The sequence below is a fragment of the Avrilella dinanensis genome, assembly GCF_002807015.1.
GTDB classification, from domain to species: Bacteria; Bacteroidota; Bacteroidia; order Flavobacteriales; family Flavobacteriaceae; genus Flavobacterium; species Flavobacterium dinanensis.
On sequence record NZ_NIPO01000001.1, the window covers coordinates 215,869 to 234,918 of the forward strand.

The window sequence follows — 19,050 nt, forward strand, 5'->3', positions numbered from 1 at the left end:
AAAACAGAGTATGAAAACAAAATTTGAAATTGAGTTCCCGATTAACTCGTCACCGCAATTACTTTTTCAATATATATCAAGCCCTTCCGGACTCTCGGAATGGTTTGCCGATAATGTAAATTCAAGAGGAGAGATTTATACTTTTATTTGGGAAGATTCCGAAGAAAAAGCAAAATTAACTAATAAAAAATCTGACGAAAAAGTTCGTTTCAGATGGATTGACGAGGAAGGAAACGAATCTGAAAATTACTTTGAACTCAAAATTGTCCGGGACGAAATTACTAAAGACGTAATCCTTGTTGTTACTGACTTTGCCGATGAAGACGAGGTGGAAGACCAAAAACTGCTTTGGGAAAGTCAAATTCATGATTTGAAAACAATATTGGGCTCTAATTAACCCCAATTAAAACTGTATATTTGCCCTGTTAATTAAAAACAGGGCTTTTTTATGGTTAATCATAACGGAAAAATTACCTCGCAAACCAATATTTCTATTGAGCAAAACCGGGCTTTTCTCTACGGAGATGCCGTGTTTGAAACTTTAAAAACGTTAGACGGAAAGGTGCTTTTTGCAGAAGACCACTATTTCCGGCTGATGTCGTCGATGAGAATTCTCAGAATGGAAATTCCGGTATTTTTCACGCAGGAATATCTCGAACAGCAAATCAGTTCTTTGCTTGATACTTTTGAGGAAAACCATTCTTCCTACCGTATCAGAATAACGTGTTATCGGCAAAGTGGCGGAAAATATACGCCCGAAAACAGAGGAATTGATTATATCATCACAGCAGAACCTTTACCAAACGCTGCTTATGCAATCAACAATGGGCATTATGAAGTAGAAATTTTCAAAGATTTTCACATCAGCAAACATTTGCTTTCTACATTAAAAACCACCAATAAACTGGTTTCAATCACAGCAGGTATCTTTGCCGAAGAAAACGGTTATCAAAACTGCTTGCTGATTAACGACGACAAAAATATTGTAGAAGCTACGCAATCCAATATATTTTTGGTAAAAGGAAACACGGTAGCCACACCAAAATCAGAAGACGGCTGCCTGAACGGAATCATGCGGAAGCAAATTATCCAGCTTATTGAAAAATCGGACAACCTGACATTCGAGGAACGAAGTATTTCACCTTTTGAGCTGCAAAAAGCTGATGAATTATTTCTGACAAATACTATCCAGGGCATACAACCGATAACGAAATACCGGAAAAAAGAATTCCAAACCAATATTTCCACACAACTGCTGGGCAGATTAAATGCAAAAATCAGGTTTGGACTATAAGAGCCTGTTTAAAATTTATCTAATAATTTGTTTATAGGTTATTTTTACAATATAAATTCAAACAGGCAATAAAACAAAAAACCGACTCAAAAAGTCGGTTTTTCTATACGTAATCAATGATTACTTTTTCTTCTTTTTGCTGTTTACAGACTCGTCTAATTCAGAACCCGGTTTGAATTTTACAACATTCTTAGCAGCGATTTTGATAGTTTTTCCAGTTTGTGGATTTCTACCTTCACGTGCAGCTCTTTCGCTAACAGACCATGAACCAAATCCTACTAAAGAAACTTTATCTCCTTTTTTCAAAGACCCTGAAACGTTTCCTAAAAATGATTCTAGTGCTAATTTAGCAGCTGCTTTTGTGATACCCGCATCTGCTGCGATAGCATCAATTAATTGTGTTTTGTTCATAATTTTTTTATTTAGGTTAATCAATTAACTACCACAAATTTAGAAGAATTCCTTTATAATGCAAGTTTTTTGAATAAAAAAATTCAAAAAAAGCCCGTTTTTTTGCCCAACAGCCCGTTTTAAAGGCTTTTTCAAGGGTAAAATCACTTAAAATATGCCTGTTCAGTGAGCTTCACACCATTGAGCAACGCCACTGTTTCCATTCTTTTTTTACCAGGAAACTGCAATTCCAGAATATGTAAAAATCCGTCCGAAACGGCTACCGAAATATGCTTTTTATTATCTGTGATAACTTTTCCGACATTATAATCATGGTGCGTTTTTTCAAAAGCAGACTGATATATTTTTACCGGAATTTCCTGCTCGTCATTTACTAAGGTTGCCCACGCAGCCGGATAGGGCGACAATCCGCGAATATGATTATGGATTTCACCGGCAGGAAGTTTCCAGTTAATCTGACAGTTTTCTTTATTGAGCTTGTGAGCTGTTTTATGGTTACCATTCGGCTGGGTTTGTAAATCAACTTTGTTTTCAGCAATTAACCTGACAGTTTCCAACACGGTTTCTTTCCCAAGATTCATCAATCTGTCGTGTAATTCTCCCGCAGTTTCATTGGTGCCGATATTCGTCTTCTTCTGCAAAATCATTTTTCCTGTATCAATCTGGTCGTCGAGGAAAAAAGTGGTTACACCTGTTTCTTTTTCGCCGTTGATGATTGCCCAATTTATTGGTGCGGCACCTCTGTACTCAGGCAACAAAGAGGCGTGCAGATTGAAAGTGCCGTATTTCGGCATATCCCAAACTACTTTTGGCAGCATTCTGAATGCTACTACAATTTGCAAATCTGCCTGCAAAGATTGCAATTCCTGAAGAAATTCTTCCGATTTCAGATTGGCAGGTTGTAAAATCGTTAAGCCTTTTTGCAAAGCGTAATCTTTCACAGCCGAAGTATGGATTTTTCGTCCTCTGCCTGCAGGTTTGTCCGGAGCGGTAACTACACCGACGATATGCATTCCGTTTTCTACCAGATGGTCTAAAATTCCCACCGCAAAATCGGGGGTTCCCATGAATACTATGTTCAGTTTTTCTGTCATTTTTGATGATAATATGGAGGGTTAAAAACTATTTTATCTTCTTCCAGCATTTTTGATAACAAGTCGATAATCAACTCTTTTTCTAACTGACAATAAGCCGATATTTCTTCTAACGAACGGTTTTCAGCCAGGAAAGCATAAATATTTTCAGTAATTTCGTTACTGTGATTTTTACTGTAATCTTTTTGAGCTTGTCTTCTGCACGCAGAACATTTCCCGCAACGTTCGGTTTTTTTTTCGTCGAAATAATCCAGTATTTTCCTGTACAAACATTCGTCTGAATTGTCAATATAACCAGACATTGCCTGGTGCTGCTCTTTCTTAATCTGATTTTGCACTTTCAAATCTTTCGCCACCCGATTGATGGTTCGTTCATCGTCACGCGGTTCGTTCAGGGTAATCATCAAATCAAAATCACCGTCGTTAAACACACATATTCCTGCCTGATGCCATTGTTTGAGTATATTCACAATCGTCAGTTTGTCAAGATTTGTTCCTTTGCCGAGTGTACCTATATTAATTTTGGTGTCTATCACGGAAGTTCCGGCATATCGATGAACAATTTGTTCAAACAACAATTCTTCTTTCGGACGATTTTTGAAATGATTGAGCGTTTCTTCGGTAGAAAGCACAAATTTGATGGTTGTATTTCTGTTATTTTGTTCATAAAGCGTCAGCACACTTTCTTTATCCAGAAATTTGAATGCTTGATAAGTGTGGGTGGCATTCAGTGCATATTTATCACAAAAAGTCGTCAGATTGAGGTAATAAAATCCCTCCAACCCTTCTCCGTAGGCAATTTGCTGGTCATTGACAAACTTTTTATAAACGGTAAGCAAATCCTCTTTACTCAATATATTTCGTGCAAACCGATTGTCAAAATGAGCGATTTCAGCCGGGTGTATCAACATTGTCGCAAACGATGATTGCCCGTTTCGTCCGGCTCGTCCGGCTTCCTGATAGTAGTTTTCGATACTTTCCGGAATTTGTATATGCACCACATTTTTCACGTTCGGTTTGTCGATGCCCATTCCAAAAGCATTGGTCGCCACCATAATCGGTTTTTTCTCGCTGAGCCAATCCTGCAAACGCTTTTTTTTGTCGTCATTGGTCAGTCCTCCGTGAAAATAATCACAGGCAAACCCCATACTTTGCAGTCTTTGAGCAATTTGAACGGTATATTTTCGGCTTCGGGTGTACACAATTGCCGGTTGCGGGTGTTTGTTCAAAATTTTGATTAATGTTTCTTCCACATTATCTAAAATGTGTAGGCTGAAAATGATTTCTGGTCTGTAAAAACTTTTGAGAAAAATTTCCGGCTCATGCAATCCAAGTAATTGCTTAATATCTTGCTGAACACGGTCGTTGGCAGAACCCGTCAAAGCAATAAACGGAATATTGGGTAACACATTCCTGAGCTGGATAATATCCAGAAAAGCCGGTCGAAAATCATGCCCCCACTGCGACACGCAATGAGCCTCATCAACTGCCACCAGATTAACCGGAAGTTGAGCTAATTTGTCCAAAAAAAAGGGTTGTTTGAGCCGTTCGGGGGAAAGATACAAGAATTTATAATGCCCATACTGACAGTTATCAACAATCCGGAAAACATCTTGTTGTGACAATCCACCAGTTAGCCCGACCGCTTTGATTCCTTTTTGTTTTAGACTTTCAACCTGGTCCTCAATAAGGGCAACCAACGGGGAAATAACCAAAGTTATTCCATCGTTCATCATAGCCGGAACCTGATAACAGACACTTTTACCGGCACCGGTCGGCAAAACCGCCAATACATCTTGCCCGGAAACGACAGATTTTACGATTTCTTCCTGAGGTGGTCGGAAAGAATCGAATCCCCAATATTTTTTCAGGATATATTCAGCTTCAAACAAAATAGCAAATTATGTGTAAAGATAATGCGATTCCGTGATTTTCACAAATGGTTAATCACAAAATCTGCCCGTTCGCCTATGGTCATTTTCGGCACATATATGGGTTGATAACCGTATTTGGTATAGGACGCGATAAGATGTTCCTGAATGCGATGAGCCGTCTGCAAATCTTCATAACGTTCGTTATCACTCTGATAAATTTCGTCCCAAACCGGCAAAGCAAAAACTTTGGTGTATCTGTGAACCAGGCAGGCTTCGGTAAATGAATCGGGGTAATTGTCGCCAATAAAATCCATATACGCCAGCACGTCCGGAATGCCTCTGTCTATAATCACTACTTTGGAAGAATCTTTTTGGGCGCTGATGTGTTGCTCAATCCTTCCTTCGAGCAATTTTTGACTAAAGAGCAACGGGTCTTTCAGAAAAAACTGTTCAATACCCTGTTTCTGAGCTTCGAGCGTAACCTGCCTGGATATTTCCGCATAGCAAGTATATCCCAAGGTTGCCAGATGATTCAGCAAAGTGGTTTTCCCGCTACCGGGTCCGCCAATGAGTAAAACGATTTCTTGTGCCACTTGTTTTGCCTGATTTTTTTTATTCGCAAACTTACTATTTTTTTGGTTGTTAGCGATTAGCTAATAGCCAAAAGCTAAGAGTTTTTTTTGGTTATTAGCGATTAGTTGTCAGTCACAGTGGGCATCGTTTCGTTACAATGTTACTTCTTCACAGCTATCAAAACCTGAAACAAAATGAAACCTATAGGGTTAGCACAACGCATACAAACCCCGCAAATTTCTTCCTACATCAAGCAGATTTCTTCCTACATCAAACAACCAACATTCTAAAAAAATAGATTATCTTTGTATGACAGAAATAATATTATGAATCAACAACAAGAAGATTTTTTCGAAAGACTAAAGGAAGAATTAGACAAATCTACTGAATCGTGGCCTTTGGACTACTTGTATAAATTTATCGTTCCGAACGATGAAAACAAAATTCAGCAAATAGAATCTGCTTTTGCCGGTTCTGATGCGAAGTTTACTACCAAGCAATCGGGCAAAGGAAATTTTATCAGCGTATCTATCAGAGTGATGATGCCCGACGCTGACAGTATCATTGACAAATACAAACAAGTGTCTTCTGTTGAAGGCATTATCTCATTATAATTATGCAGGCAAACACACATTCAGCCATTTTTGAACTGGAGTACAATACTGAACGAACTCATCTGAAAATTCCGGAATACGGACGACATATTCACAAACTCATCAACAATGTGAAGGCTATTGAAAACCGGGACGAACGCAACAAAGCCACCAAACAGGTTATTAAAATCATGGGCGAAATGAATCCGCACCTGAGAGATGTACCTGATTTTCAGCATATGCTCTGGGATCAACTGTTTTTTATGGCCGATTTCGATTTAGATGTTGATTCGCCCTACCCTATTCCGACAAAGGAAACCGCATATATACAGCCGGTCAAACTAGCTTATCCGCAGCGATTCCCGAAATACCGTTTTTATGGCAATAACATTACCCGAATGATTGAGGAGGCGATGAACTGGGAAGAAGGCGAAAAGAAAGACGCTCTGATTGTAGTTATCGCCAACCACATGAAAAAAAGTTACCTCAGCTGGAACAAAGAAACCGTGACTGATGAAGTAATTTTCCAACATTTATTAGAGCTCTCAGACGGAAAAATCAATTTACTGAAAAAAGATGAAGAACTGAGTACCAGCTCTGACCTGTTGCGAATTAACAAGAAACAAACCAATCGTTTCAGTCAAAACAAAAATCCGCAAAATAACAATAACAACAAGCCACGTCATCACAAAAATAAAAACCGAAAATAAAGCCTGACTATGAGTATTTTCAAAATTGAAGGAGGTCATCAGCTGAAAGGCGATGTGATTCCGCAGGGAGCCAAAAACGAAGCATTGCAGGTGCTTTGTGCCGTATTGCTTACTTCCGAAAAAGTTACCATTAACAACATTCCGGATATTCTTGATGTGAATAAACTCATCGAATTGCTCGGAAAGTTAGGGGTAAAAACAGAAAAACTCAACAAAAACAGCTATACTTTTCAGGCAGATGAAGTAAATTTATCTTATCTCGAATCTGATGATTTCCGGCAAACCGGACGGGCTTTGCGAGGGTCAATCATGATTGTCGGTCCGCTATTAGGTCGGTTTGGCAAAGGATATATCCCGAAACCCGGTGGTGATAAGATTGGACGACGACGATTAGACACCCATTTTGAAGGATTTATTAATCTCGGAGCAGATTTTCGTTATAACCGGGAAGAATATTTCTACGGTGTGGAAGCACCCAACGGGTTGACCGGAACGTATATGCTGCTCGATGAAGCCTCTGTTACCGGTACGGCAAACATTGTTATGGCAGCGGTATTGGCAAAAGGAACGACCACTATCTATAACGCTGCTTGCGAACCTTATATCCAGCAACTTTGCAAGATGCTCAACGCCATGGGAGCAAAAATAACCGGAATCGGTTCTAATTTGTTGACAATTGAAGGCGTTGAAGAACTCAAAGGCTGCAAGCACCGCATCTTACCGGATATGATTGAAATCGGTTCGTGGATAGGCTTAGCAGCAATGACCCGCAGCGAAATAACTATCAAAGATGCAGCATGGGACGAATTAGGAATTATCCCGACGACTTTTTCCAAACTGGGAATTCAGCTCGAACGCCGTGGCGATGATATTCACATTCCTGTTCAGACCGACGGTTATGAAATACAAAATTATATCGATGGTTCGATTCTCACATTGGCAGATGCACCATGGCCAGGACTTACCCCGGATTTACTGAGTGTATTATTAGTCGTTGCCACACAAGCCAGAGGAGAGGTTTTGATTCATCAAAAAATGTTTGAAAGCCGTTTGTTCTTCGTAGATAAACTGATTGATATGGGAGCAAAAATCATTTTATGTGACCCTCACCGGGCAGTGATTATCGGACACGGATTCAAATCACAACTCAAAGCGACACAGATGACTTCGCCAGATATCAGAGCAGGAATGTCCTTGCTTATTGCCGCCTTATCTGCTAAAGGAACAAGTACTATCCAAAATATCGAACAGATAGATCGTGGATATGAAAATGTAGATATCCGATTGCGACAACTGGGGGCTAAAATAGAACGAATTGATTAATAGATATGAAAAAATTTTGGTTACTTTTATTACCTGTGTTTTTGCTCATTGGTTGTAATGAAGACGAAATCGACAACCTCAAACAGGATTATATCAACGGACATAAATCAGATGAACTTATAGGTTTCTGGGAACATAAAGGTGGATATAAGATTAGTTATGATATTACTGACGAAGATTTATTGGTTAACAATGAAACCATAGAGGTAGGAGAAATTTTATTGCTGGACAACAATTATCTTTATCTACTAAAAAAAGATTCATCAAACGAACCAGCATACTATACAAATAAATTCTATCAACAGTACTGGTACAATACCGACAAGTTTATCAAAACATTGGTAAGCGACAATTCATCATCTGGCTCACACAGTCAAGCTCATGAAGCTTTTTTGCCATACAAATTTGGAGAAACTAACGATACTTTGATTGTACAGAGTGATTCAAAAGTATATTATTTATTAAAAACAGATGAAATAGCGTACGAATTCATTGTATCCGAATAAATTAACCAATGTCTAATCTCTCTACACTCGAACAATACCTGAGCGACAAAGTGCATTTGTCTGCTGCCGATTGGCAAAAAATCAGAGAATACATAGACTATCTCAATATAGAAAAAGGCGACTATTTAATACAACCTGAGCAAACCAGTACACATACATTTTTTGTAGAAAAAGGGCTGCTCAGGTATTTTTCTGTCGATCAAAATGCCAAAGAACATATTTTGCAATTTGCTCCTGAGAATTGGTTTGTAGGCGACCGCAATGGCGTTTGTTTCAATCAACCGTCAACTTTTTACATCCAAGCTATCGAACCAAGCAGAGTGGCACTGATTGATGAATCATTGTTTTCTGCAAAACTATTGGCTATCAATCCCGAATTTGTAGCCTATAATGAGCAAATTTTACAAAAACACATTCATCAATTACAAAGGAGAATCCATTTATTGCTTTCTGCTACTGCCGAAGAGCGATATATGGATTTCATTTCTACTTATCCCGATTTGACACAAAGAGTTCCGCAGTGGATGATTGCTTCTTATTTAGGAATTACTCCGGAAAGCCTCAGTCGAGTAAGAAAAGATATGGCAAACCGAAAGTTCTACCCTAAAAACTAATTCTTGCGTTCTTAACCTACATCAATAATAACTGCCGGCGAATTTCTTAATTTTGTATTATTAATCAATACATTAGATATGATGGCAACAAAAAATATAGAGATAGTGGTTCCTCCAAGAGAGCCCCATTTCGTAGGAGACGGATTCCGTGTACATAACTTTATTCCAAGTGCTTATCGATTGGATATGCAGCGAATGACTCCGTTTATTATGTTAGATTATAACGCCAAATTTCATTTCCCTCCAAGCGACCACCCAAAAGGAGTAGGCGTACACCCACACAAAGGTTTTGAAACGGTTACAATCGCTTACCATGGCAGAGTAGCACACCACGACAGTAGCGGAGGCGGTGGCATTATCGGAGAAGGAGATGTGCAGTGGATGACGGCAGCTTCAGGAGTATTACACAAAGAATACCACGAAGAAACGTTTAGCAAAGAAGGCGGAATTTTCCAGATGGTACAATTGTGGGTTAACCTACCTGCAAAAGACAAAATGAGTACTCCAAAATATCAGGCAATAAAAAATGCGGAAATACCGAGATATCAACTTGAAAACAATAATGGAGAAATCGAAATCATTGCAGGAGACTACAAGGGCATAAAGGGAGCCGCATCAACATTTACACCCGTACACATGTTCAATGCAAAATTAAAAGCCGGAGCAACTTCTGATTTCACCTTTCCTGCAGATTACAATACTTTATTATTGGTCATCGAGGGAAGTATAACAGTCAATGAATCCGAAAAGGTACCAACAGACCATTTGGTTTTGTTTGAAAACCAAGGAGAAACATTCTCAATTACAGCAGATGAAGATACAATTGTGTTGGTATTGAGCGGAGAACCTATCAATGAACCAATTGCTGCCCACGGACCTTTTGTAATGAACACACAACAGGAACTAATCGATGCCTTTAACGATTTTAATCAGGGGAAGTTTGGTCATTTGGAAGATTAATCACAATTTATTATATTTAACAAAAATATTCAAGAAGTGTCAAACATTCAATTAATTATAGAGGAGCGAGCTGCCGACATCGGAAATTTCCTTGTGGGTCGCTTACTCCCATTTCGGGAAAAACGTTCGGTGGGACCATTCGTATTTATAGACCATATGGGACCTGCTCAATTAAAAAATTACCAAAATCTGGACGTACCCCCACATCCTCATATTGGTTTATCAACCTTGACGTATCTGTTTGAAGGAGCAATTTTTCACAGAGATAGTCTGGGTACAGAGATGGAAATTCAACCAGGTGCAGTTAATTGGATGACAGCCGGAAAAGGTGTGGTTCATTCAGAAAGAACTCCTGAATACCTCCGAACTTCTGAGAAAAGTCTTCACGGATTACAGATTTGGGTTGCATTACCTAAGCATTTGGAACAGACAGAACCTACTTTTCATCACACTGAAGCAAAAGATATTCCACAATGGGAACAAGATGGCGTTCAGATAAAATTAATTGCAGGGAAAGCATTTGGAAAAAAATCGCCCGTTCCTGTTCACAGTCCGTTGTATTTTCTTGAAATCAAGAGCAAAAATGCTGTTTCAATTAATATCGGGGAACATCTTTTCGGAGAAAGTGCACTATACATTCTCGAAGGTTCTATCAAAAATGATGGTCACGAATATACACCAAAGCAGATACTCGTTGCAAAAGACACAAAGTTATGTACCATGGAACTCGCAGAAAACACAACAATCTATATTTTTGGAGGAGAGGCTTTCCCTGAGCAACGCTATATTCATTGGAATTTTGTAAGCTCAGATAAAGAAATGATAGAAAAAGCAAAATATGATTGGCTGGAACAAAAGTTTCCGAAAGTTCCTAATGAAACAGAGTTCGTACCCCTACCCGATTATTCACTTCCCAAAAGATAATTAAGTCTGAAGGTTGGAAAATTTACTCAAAAAAAGAAATGAAAGAAACAACAGCAATTACAGGACGAGAAAAACACAAAACAATTATTCGTTCGGCAACCAACGAAATTGTCGCAGACGAACCGATTGACTTGAACGGTAAAGATTTAGGGTTCGACCCTAGTCAATTACTGACAGCTTCGTTAGGTTCATGCACTTCAATTACCTTAAGAATGTATGCTGACAGAAAAGAATGGAATGTAGAGGAAATTAGTGTAAAGGTAACTTTGAATGACGAGGATAAAAACAATCCCATTTTGATGCGTATTATCGAAATAAAAGCTAATTTAGATGAACAACAAAAATCACGCTTACTTACTATTGCAAATGCCTGTCCGGTACATAAATTGCTGAGTAAAGGAATAGAAATCATTACCAAAATGAAAAATTAATCTTAAAAAAAATGGAAATACAACACATAAACAACGAAACGAAAGGAGCTTTTAAAGCTATTGAAGACGGTAAAGAAGCCGGGAACATGACTTATTCTTGGGCTGGAGAAAACCGCTTTATTATTGACCATACAGATGTAAACCCTGAGTTTAGCGGAAAAGGGGTCGGAAAAAAAATGGTATTGGCTGCAGTAGAATATGCACGGGAAAACAACCTGAAAATTATTCCTCTATGTCCGTTCGCAAAAAGTGTGTTTGACAAGGTGGAAGATATCAGAGATGTGCTTTAATCCTCGGAAGTAGTTTTAAATTTCATGTTGAAATGAAAACAAAGACAGTGTACTATGAAGAAATTTTTAAAAATATTCTTTGTTTTGGTTATTATATTAACCGTGGGCTACATAGGGCTGAATGTTTTTGTTTCATATCGAGTAAAATCACTATTAAACGACCAAACCGAGAAAGGAAATCTGACCTATCAGCGATTTTCTCATAATTGGATTAACCCTTCATTTCGTATAGATTCAGTAGTTTTCCGGAAAGGAAACAATCATATTTCCGTGAACCAAATTACTGTAACTGGTTTAAAATATACCGATTATCTCTTTCGGAACACATTGTCTGTTGACGAAATTATCATCAGTCAGCCTCAACTTACTTTAATTAAAACGAAAAAAGATTCCGTTCCTCCCGCAAATAATGATTTGGAACAATCTATCCGGATAGGACAAATAACCATTCAAAAAGCCGGATTGACCTATCAGACCGATTCTCTGCAAATGATTGCATTGAAAAACTATGATATTAACATTCAAGGTATTACGGTTGATACGACGAGTATTAAAAATCAAATTCCGTTTAATCATACATCGCTCGTCGTAAACGGCGGAAAACTAAGTTGTTCGTTGAGCAATATACAAACGCTGGAGTTGGACAGTTTGATTATTGATAAAAACGACATAAATATTCATGAGCTCGCCGTCAAACCCAAATATTCCCGGAAGGATTATGTTAAATTTATTCCGTACGAAATGGATTTGATGGACGTGAATTTTAAACGAATTACTCTATCCGATTACCGAATTGATTCACAAGAACGAATGTTTTTTTCTTCGAAGAATATGAAAATAGACTCAGTAAATGCTGAGATATACCGCAACAAAGTGGTTCGTGATGATTTGAGCAAAAAGAAAATGTACAGCCAAATGTTGAGAGATTTACCCTTTGATTTGCAAATCGACACCTTGCAACTGTCAAAAGTAAACCTGAGTTATGAGGAAGTACAGGAAAAAACAGGCGAAACCGGTTTGGTGTTTTTCAAAAATATGGAAGCGACTATTTCCGATATTACCAACCGAAATATGAACAGGGAAGATTTCCCTAAAACCATTGCTCAGATTCAAACGCAATTTATGGGAGCTTCTCCTTTGTCTGTGGAATGGTCTTTTCATATCAACAATCCCGATGATACATTTCGTATCACAGGCGAAAGCCATCACATTCCGCCTGAATTTATCAATAAATTCCTCCAACCGGCATTCAATATGCAAGCAGAAGGAACCGGAATCAAAGATTTATATTTCAACTTTTCCGGCAATCGATACACCGCAAACGGTAATTTTAAAATGGTGTATGACGACCTGAAAATTAAGGTTTTAAAAAACGATAACGAGAAAAGCGTGAATAAACTGGTTACTTTTGTCGCAAACCTGTTTGTAAAAAGCGAAAACAAAGCCAGAGAAAATGATGTTGAAGTAGAAAAAGTAGAACGAGACCCTACCAAATCTTTCTGGAATTATTTCTGGAATTGTATCATGGAAGGATTAAAAAAAACGGTGATTTAAAAATCATCACATCTTTTTCATGATAAAGTAAAACCCTGCTGTTGCCAATAAAATCATCACGCAATTAAAAATCCAAAGTTCCGTATATCCTAAATTTTCCGCAATCATTGTTCCCAAAAGAGGCGAGGTAATGAAAGCAATCGAAAACGAAATTCCGTTCAGTCCCATATACGAACCCCGATTAAATATATTAGAACGATTAACAGCAACCGTCGAGGCAAACGGCATAATCAGGATTTCTGAAATGGAAATAAGAAAAATGGACATATACAAAATCCAGACTGTATGCGTCGGGATTAATATAAAAAAGGACAACCCACAAAATAAACTTCCGATAATCATAGTACGGGAAAGCGTGAATTTTTTCTCGGCATAATGCACCAATGCCATTTCCAGAATAAATACAACTATACCGTTAAATCCCATCAGCAGACCAACTTCTTTTTCGCTCATCATCGCTACATTTTTATAAAAAAGAGGCAAAGTATTTAGTATTTGAAAAAAACAAAATGCGTAAATCGCTATAAAAATACTGAATAAGACAAATTTTCCGTCGGTGTAGGCACTTTTGGAATTCATCTGTTGTGCTTTTTCGGAAACAACTTGTTTAGGCTCATTACCTTTTTTATTTCGGAAGTAAAAGAAAAATAATAAGCCCGCCAAAAATGACATAACCGCGTTGGTATAAAACAAAAAATTATAGGAAACCGCCGCCAGAAATCCGCCGATTGCCGGACCTATAGAGTACCCAAGATTCAACGCCATTCGGTTGAGCGAAAAAGCCCGGGTAATATTTTTTGGATTGGCATAGTAAGAAACCGAAGCACTGTTTGCCGGACGAAACAATTCTTTGATAAAACTCAGAAAAAAAATCGCCAGACACAATGATTCAAAACTCTGAAAAATCGGAATGATAACATAAAAAGGAATACTGAAAAACAAGCTGAATGTCTGTACTTTATAAGAGCCTAATTTATCTGTCAACCAGCCTCCCACAAGCGAGCCAAGAATAGACCCCACACCAAAAGCACTTAGAACAATACCAGCATTTTTGAGTGAAAAGTCCAGAACAGTGGTCATATAAACACCCAAAAAAGGTAAAACCATCGAGCCACTTTGGTTGATAAACATAACCAAAGCCAACAACCAGGTGGCATTTGACAAACCTTGATAGGCAGCCAGATAATTTTTCCAGTATAGTTTCAACTTACTCATTTTGTGAAGGTAATTATCTTAAATCAACCAATTACCTTTTCACTCGCGTAATCGTCAAACCATCTCTGATGGGGAGCAAAACTGTTTCTACTCGTGAATCGTTGTTGATTTTTTTGTTATAAGCTTTGATAGCCACTGCAGATTTATCGTTGGGTTTCACTTCTTCCAACACTTTACCTGACCATAATACATTGTCGGACAAAATCACACCTCCCGGACTCATTTTAGGCAAAACCAAATCAAAATAAGTTGCATAGTTCGGTTTGTCGGCATCAATAAAAACCAAATCAAATTGCTTACCCAACATCGGGATAATCTCTGTGGCTTCGCCTAAATGCTGGTGTATTTTATCTCGAAATCCTGAACGCTCAAAATATTTATTCTGTATAACAACCAATTCTTCGTTAATATCAATCGTGTCGATAGTGCCGTTTTCAGACAATCCTTCTGCCAGGCATAATGTCGCATATCCGGTATAAGTCCCGATTTCGAGAATGTGTTTCGGGTTGACGAGCTTGGCAATCATACTCAGCATTCTGCCCTGATAATGACCGCTAATCATTCTCGGGCTCATTATTTTCAGTAAAGTTTCTTTATTGAGCTGAGCCAATAATTCCGGTTCAGCAGCAGAATGCCCGGTAATATATTCCTCTAATTCGGTAGATATTAACTGTTTGCTCATATTAATTCGCTTCTTTAATCAGGTACATATACACTGGAAAGTGGTCGCTGTAACCCGGCTCACCGTTGAATTGATTTCTTAGTGGATATCCTTTATATTGTCCGGTTTTTTGTATCAGAAATGATTTGCTAAAGATACGGGTTTTCCATAACTGCCAGCCGCTATAATCATTTCTGATTAACGGTTCACTCACAATCATCTGGTCAAAAACGTCCCACGCATCGCGGTAGGCTAATGTTCCTAAACCATTTTCATACATTTCATACATCGGGTTGAAAAGTCCGCCTTTTTTCACTTTTTGCTTATTGCCCTCAGCACCCAAAACATCTTTCACACTTTTATTATACGGTCCATCGTTCAAATCGCCCATTGTAATTACTTTCGCATTCGGATTAATATGATAAAGTGAATCAATTATTTTCTTGTTGAGTGCAGCGGCAGCTTCCCGGTTCGGGCTACTTTTTTTCTCACCACCATACCTTGATGGCCAGTGATTAACGATAAAATGAACTTCTTCGCCGTCCAGCAAACCGCTTACTAATAGCTGGTCACGGGTATAAATTCTTTTTCCTTTGTTATTCCGGCTGTCTTTTTTAGACTTGGATTGCTCATAAATATATAACGGAATATTTTTTGAGCTTGTCGGTTTGAAATGCTTTGGTTGATATAATAATCCTACATCGATTCCTCGTCGGTCGGGCGAATCGAAATGCACGATGCCGTAATCGGATTTTTGTAATTTTTCATGCTTAACCAAATCTTCCAGTACCGAGCGGTTTTCTATCTCTGAAACGCCTAATACTGTCGGCATATTCGGATTTTCATCTGTGCCGATTTGAGAAATTGCTTCAGCAAGCAAATCCAGTTTTTTGTTATACTTCTGCGTTCCCCAACCTCTTTGTCCGTTAGGCGTGAACTCGGCATCAAAAGTATTCGGACTTTTAATCGTGTCAAACAGATTTTCTACATTGTAAAAAGCGATGGTATGCACCGCATACTGTTTTTCCTGACCCCAGGAAACCGTAAAGATTAACCCGAAAACCAGGTTAAAAAATAATTTTCTTATCATTATCAATATATTAAGCTTATATATATCTTTTTCAAATAACGACACAAAGTTAATTATTCTGATGAAAAGAATTACTTTTGCATGGTGTTAAGTTTTCTTTAACTGAAAAATAACAAAACAAAAATTTAATTACTAACGTATGAAAAACTATTTGTTTGGTGCTGCGTTTTGCTTATTCTCAACAGCAATGCTGGCACAATCATCTTACCAAATTACCGGTAAGGTAGTAGATGGTAGAACACAGAACTCTTTGGAAAATGTGGAAGTTGCTGTGGTAAACACTACCTTAAGCACTTTGACCAACACAGAAGGACAGTTTGAATTTCAGACTCCGCCTTTGGGCAATCAAGTGTTAAAATTCAGTTACACAGATTATGAAGTAGCTTATGTTCCTGTAGAAATCGAGGAAGGACAATCTCTGGATTTAGGTACAATTGTATTGAATCCGGATATGACCGCAGAGCTTCAATTAGGCTTGATTACACTTGGAGATAACGATTTGGGCGATGACAATTCAGGTTCGGAAGCAACTTCCGGGATTCTTCAGGCTACACGAGATGCTTTTCAGCAAGTGGCAGCATTCAGCTGGGGACAGGCGTGGTACAGGCTGAGAGGTCTGGACAATGAATACGGAAATGTGTTCATCAACGGAATATCTATGAACAAAGTGCTTGACGGTCGTCCGCAGTTTTCCAATTGGGGCGGATTGAACGATGCCACTCGTAATCAGGAATTTATTTCTGGTTCACAACCCTCTGAATATGGTTTTGGCGGAATTTTAGGTACACAGGCTATCAATATGAGAGCGTCGGCTATCCGTACCGGAACACGGCTTTCACTGGCTGGTGCCAACACCAACTACAACTGGCGGGCTATGGCCACACACGGTTCCGGATACAACAAAAATGGCTGGGCTTATGCTGCTTCTGCCGGATACAGAGGTGCCAACGAAGCACATTTTGACGGAACTGACTATGATTCAAAATCTTTTTTTCTTGCCATAGAGAAAAAAATTAATGACAAACACGCCATCAACCTGTCGGCTATTTATGCACAAAACAGCAGAGCAAAAAATTCGCCGAACACACAGGAATTGATTGATTTAATGGGATATAAATACAATTCGTTCTGGGGAACACAAAACGGCAAAAAAAGAAATTCGAGAGAAAAAGACGTAGAAGAACCGATTTTCATTTTGAGCCATTATTGGAATATCAACAATAAAACCCGGTTGAACACCAACGTATCCTACCAATTCGGTACGATTGCCAATTCACGGTTGGATTATAACGGTGCCAACAATCCCGACCCGACTTATTACAAAAAATTACCAAGTTATTATTTGAATCTGCATGATACCAACTCTGCAATTCCTGTCTGGACACCTGACTATGACAATGCGGAAAGAAACAAAATTGATTTTCTTGCCAACCCACAGATTGATTGGGACGCTATGTATGCCACCAACCAACGTCTGGGCAGGTCGGTTTATGCTTTGTATGCCGACGTAGTGGAAGACAAACAATTCTCTGCGAGCTCGTTACTTTCTACACAATTCTCTGACCGGATTGGTTTTAATGCCGGTGTTTCATACAGAAACGTGCAATCTGAAAACTATCAGGAAATGTACGATTTGCTCGGAGGAGAATACATGGAAGATGTAGATTCGTTCTATAATGATGATTTCGCTCAATCGGATTTGAATAACCCGAACCGAAAAATTTACGAAGGCGATAAATACGGTTACAACTTTATCATGCATTCTAATGTAGTCAACGCTTTCACACAATTTAAGTTCAACTACAATCCGGTAAATTTCTATTTGGCACAATCTGTTACTTTCAGAGATTTCCAACGAGAAGGTTTATACAGAAACGGTTTGTATGCTGATAGTTCTTTCGGAAAAGGCGAAAAACATTCTTTTACCAACTTTGGTTTAAAAGGAGGTTTGACTTACCTTATCACAGGTCGTCACATCTTAGATGCTAACCTAAGCTATTATACGCAGGCACCAAGCATCAGAAATTCTTATGCTAATTCCAGAATCAGCGATGCCACAATCGGGGATTTGCAAAACGAAACCATCATGGCTGCCGACGCATCTTATATCATCAGAACACCGAAATTCAAAGGTAGAATCTCCGGATATTTTAACCAGATACAAGATGCCAGCCGAGTAATGTTTGCTTATGTGGAAGGAATCGGTTTTGAAGATTTTGATAACAGCAACGAATTTGTTACCGAAATCACTACCGGTATTCAAAAACAAAACATCGGCTTGGAATTGGGTGCCGAATATCAGCTTACGCAAACGCTTAAAGCAACGGCTGCCGTTGCATTAGGACAATCGACTTATTCCAAAAATGCACAGGTTGCTCTTAACGTAGATGGTCGCCAGGAATTAGGTTTAAATCCGAAAGTGAATTTCGGCGAAGCGTTTATCAAAAACTATTATCTCGGAGGAATTCCGCAAAAAGCTTATTCCTTAGGCTTGGAATACCGCGCCCCGGATTACTGGTGGGTAGCTATTGATGCTAATTTACTAAGTGAAAGATATGTAGATATTTCACCACTGCTGCGTACCAACAACTTTTTTGCCGAACCAGGACAATCGGGAGCAGCTTTCCCGGAAGTTAACGAAGAAACTTCAAGAAAACTATTAAGACAAGAAAAATTGGACGATGCTTTTCTTTTAAATCTAAAAGGAGGTAAATCGTGGAGAATTAACGGAAAAACATTTGGTTTCTTTGTGATGGTAAACAACCTGCTTGATTTAGAATACAAAACCGGCGGATTCGAGCAGTTGCGTAATGCCAATTACCGTGAGTTAAACATGGACCATGCCAGCGGAACCCGCACTTTCGGCAATAGATATTTCCACGGATTCGGCAGAACGTATTTCTTAAACCTATACATTAATTTCTAATCCTAAT

General features: G+C 38.6%; 20 protein-coding genes. 13 read left to right on the plus strand and 7 right to left on the minus strand.

Features of this window, described 5'->3' with window-relative positions:
* Positions 1 to 10 precede the first annotated feature (10 nt).
* Together CDL10_RS01045 and CDL10_RS01050 are read left to right on the plus strand one after the other, a co-directional pair.
* Positions 11 to 397, plus strand: coding sequence for an START-like domain-containing protein (locus CDL10_RS01045; RefSeq protein WP_100676808.1), 387 nt, complete (start codon positions 11 to 13; stop codon positions 395 to 397).
* A gap of 51 nt (positions 398 to 448) precedes the next feature.
* On the plus strand, positions 449 to 1,294 hold the full coding sequence (locus CDL10_RS01050) for an aminotransferase class IV (RefSeq protein ID WP_100676809.1): 846 nt from the start codon (positions 449 to 451) through the stop codon (positions 1,292 to 1,294).
* A 120-nt stretch (positions 1,295 to 1,414) separates the two neighbouring features.
* Here CDL10_RS01050 and CDL10_RS01055 read toward each other — a convergent pair whose 3' ends face one another.
* The 4 genes from CDL10_RS01055 to CDL10_RS01070 all read right to left on the minus strand — a co-directional run bounded on the left by CDL10_RS01055 (position 1,415) and on the right by CDL10_RS01070 (position 5,266).
* The gene (locus tag CDL10_RS01055) at positions 1,415 to 1,705 is read right to left on the minus strand and encodes an HU family DNA-binding protein (RefSeq protein WP_100676810.1); all 291 of its coding nucleotides are present in this window, start codon (positions 1,703 to 1,705) and stop codon (positions 1,415 to 1,417) included.
* 143 nt (positions 1,706 to 1,848) lie between these two features.
* Positions 1,849 to 2,799, minus strand: a complete 951-nt coding sequence (gene fmt, locus CDL10_RS01060; protein ID WP_243389269.1) for a methionyl-tRNA formyltransferase — start codon at positions 2,797 to 2,799, stop codon at positions 1,849 to 1,851.
* Positions 2,796 to 4,691 carry a RecQ family ATP-dependent DNA helicase gene (locus CDL10_RS01065; RefSeq protein WP_100676811.1) on the minus strand — a complete coding sequence of 632 codons (1,896 nt, stop codon included), beginning with the start codon at positions 4,689 to 4,691 and terminating at the stop codon, positions 2,796 to 2,798. The genes fmt and CDL10_RS01065 overlap by 4 nt, the downstream gene beginning before the upstream one ends.
* 41 nt (positions 4,692 to 4,732) lie before the next feature.
* Positions 4,733 to 5,266: an AAA family ATPase gene (locus CDL10_RS01070; protein WP_100676812.1), complete on the minus strand. Its 534-nt coding sequence runs from the start codon at positions 5,264 to 5,266 to the stop codon at positions 4,733 to 4,735.
* 306 nt (positions 5,267 to 5,572) lie between these two features.
* Here CDL10_RS01070 and CDL10_RS01075 point away from each other — a divergent pair, with 306 nt between their 5' ends.
* The 10 genes from CDL10_RS01075 (at position 5,573) to CDL10_RS01120 (ending at position 13,151) form a co-directional block, all read left to right on the plus strand.
* Complete coding sequence (locus tag CDL10_RS01075) at positions 5,573 to 5,860, plus strand: DUF493 family protein (RefSeq protein WP_100676813.1); 288 nt, start codon at positions 5,573 to 5,575, stop codon at positions 5,858 to 5,860.
* A gap of 2 nt (positions 5,861 to 5,862) precedes the next feature.
* The gene (locus CDL10_RS01080) at positions 5,863 to 6,549 is read left to right on the plus strand and encodes a DUF4290 domain-containing protein (RefSeq protein WP_100676814.1); all 687 of its coding nucleotides are present in this window, start codon (positions 5,863 to 5,865) and stop codon (positions 6,547 to 6,549) included.
* Between the two features lie 9 nt (positions 6,550 to 6,558).
* Positions 6,559 to 7,872 carry a UDP-N-acetylglucosamine 1-carboxyvinyltransferase gene (murA, locus tag CDL10_RS01085; protein WP_100676815.1) on the plus strand — a complete coding sequence of 438 codons (1,314 nt, stop codon included), beginning with the start codon at positions 6,559 to 6,561 and terminating at the stop codon, positions 7,870 to 7,872.
* 5 nt (positions 7,873 to 7,877) lie between these two features.
* Positions 7,878 to 8,378 carry a hypothetical protein gene (locus CDL10_RS01090; protein ID WP_100676816.1) on the plus strand — a complete coding sequence of 167 codons (501 nt, stop codon included), beginning with the start codon at positions 7,878 to 7,880 and terminating at the stop codon, positions 8,376 to 8,378.
* Between the two features lie 8 nt (positions 8,379 to 8,386).
* Positions 8,387 to 8,992, plus strand: coding sequence for a Crp/Fnr family transcriptional regulator (locus CDL10_RS01095; protein ID WP_100676817.1), 606 nt, complete (start codon positions 8,387 to 8,389; stop codon positions 8,990 to 8,992).
* Positions 8,993 to 9,073: 81 nt separating this feature from the next.
* The gene (locus CDL10_RS01100) at positions 9,074 to 9,952 is read left to right on the plus strand and encodes a pirin family protein (RefSeq protein ID WP_100678596.1); all 879 of its coding nucleotides are present in this window, start codon (positions 9,074 to 9,076) and stop codon (positions 9,950 to 9,952) included.
* Between the two features lie 36 nt (positions 9,953 to 9,988).
* On the plus strand, positions 9,989 to 10,876 hold the full coding sequence (locus CDL10_RS01105; RefSeq protein ID WP_100676818.1) for a pirin family protein: 888 nt from the start codon (positions 9,989 to 9,991) through the stop codon (positions 10,874 to 10,876).
* Between the two features lie 38 nt (positions 10,877 to 10,914).
* Complete coding sequence (locus tag CDL10_RS01110; RefSeq protein ID WP_100676819.1) at positions 10,915 to 11,307, plus strand: OsmC family protein; 393 nt, start codon at positions 10,915 to 10,917, stop codon at positions 11,305 to 11,307.
* Positions 11,308 to 11,318: 11 nt separating this feature from the next.
* Entirely contained in the window at positions 11,319 to 11,597 is a 279-nt protein-coding gene (locus CDL10_RS01115; protein ID WP_100676820.1) for a GNAT family N-acetyltransferase, read from the plus strand.
* 54 nt (positions 11,598 to 11,651) lie between these two features.
* The gene (locus CDL10_RS01120) at positions 11,652 to 13,151 is read left to right on the plus strand and encodes an AsmA family protein (RefSeq protein ID WP_100676821.1); all 1,500 of its coding nucleotides are present in this window, start codon (positions 11,652 to 11,654) and stop codon (positions 13,149 to 13,151) included.
* Positions 13,152 to 13,157: 6 nt separating this feature from the next.
* Here CDL10_RS01120 and CDL10_RS01125 read toward each other — a convergent pair whose 3' ends face one another.
* Genes CDL10_RS01125 through CDL10_RS01135 form a run of 3 tightly spaced genes read right to left on the minus strand, consistent with a single transcriptional unit; the run spans position 13,158 to position 16,117 of the window.
* Positions 13,158 to 14,366, minus strand: a complete 1,209-nt coding sequence (locus CDL10_RS01125; RefSeq protein ID WP_243389270.1) for an MFS transporter — start codon at positions 14,364 to 14,366, stop codon at positions 13,158 to 13,160.
* A 31-nt stretch (positions 14,367 to 14,397) separates the two neighbouring features.
* Complete coding sequence (locus CDL10_RS01130) at positions 14,398 to 15,048, minus strand: O-methyltransferase (protein WP_100676822.1); 651 nt, start codon at positions 15,046 to 15,048, stop codon at positions 14,398 to 14,400.
* 1 nt (position 15,049) lies between these two features.
* The gene (locus CDL10_RS01135; RefSeq protein ID WP_207760129.1) at positions 15,050 to 16,117 is read right to left on the minus strand and encodes an endonuclease/exonuclease/phosphatase family protein; all 1,068 of its coding nucleotides are present in this window, start codon (positions 16,115 to 16,117) and stop codon (positions 15,050 to 15,052) included.
* A 139-nt stretch (positions 16,118 to 16,256) separates the two neighbouring features.
* On the opposite strand from CDL10_RS01135, the gene CDL10_RS01140 reads away from it, so the two are divergent.
* Positions 16,257 to 19,043 (plus strand): carboxypeptidase-like regulatory domain-containing protein, encoded by a 2,787-nt coding sequence (locus CDL10_RS01140; protein ID WP_100676823.1) that lies wholly within the window; start codon positions 16,257 to 16,259, stop codon positions 19,041 to 19,043.
* Positions 19,044 to 19,050 lie beyond the last annotated feature (7 nt).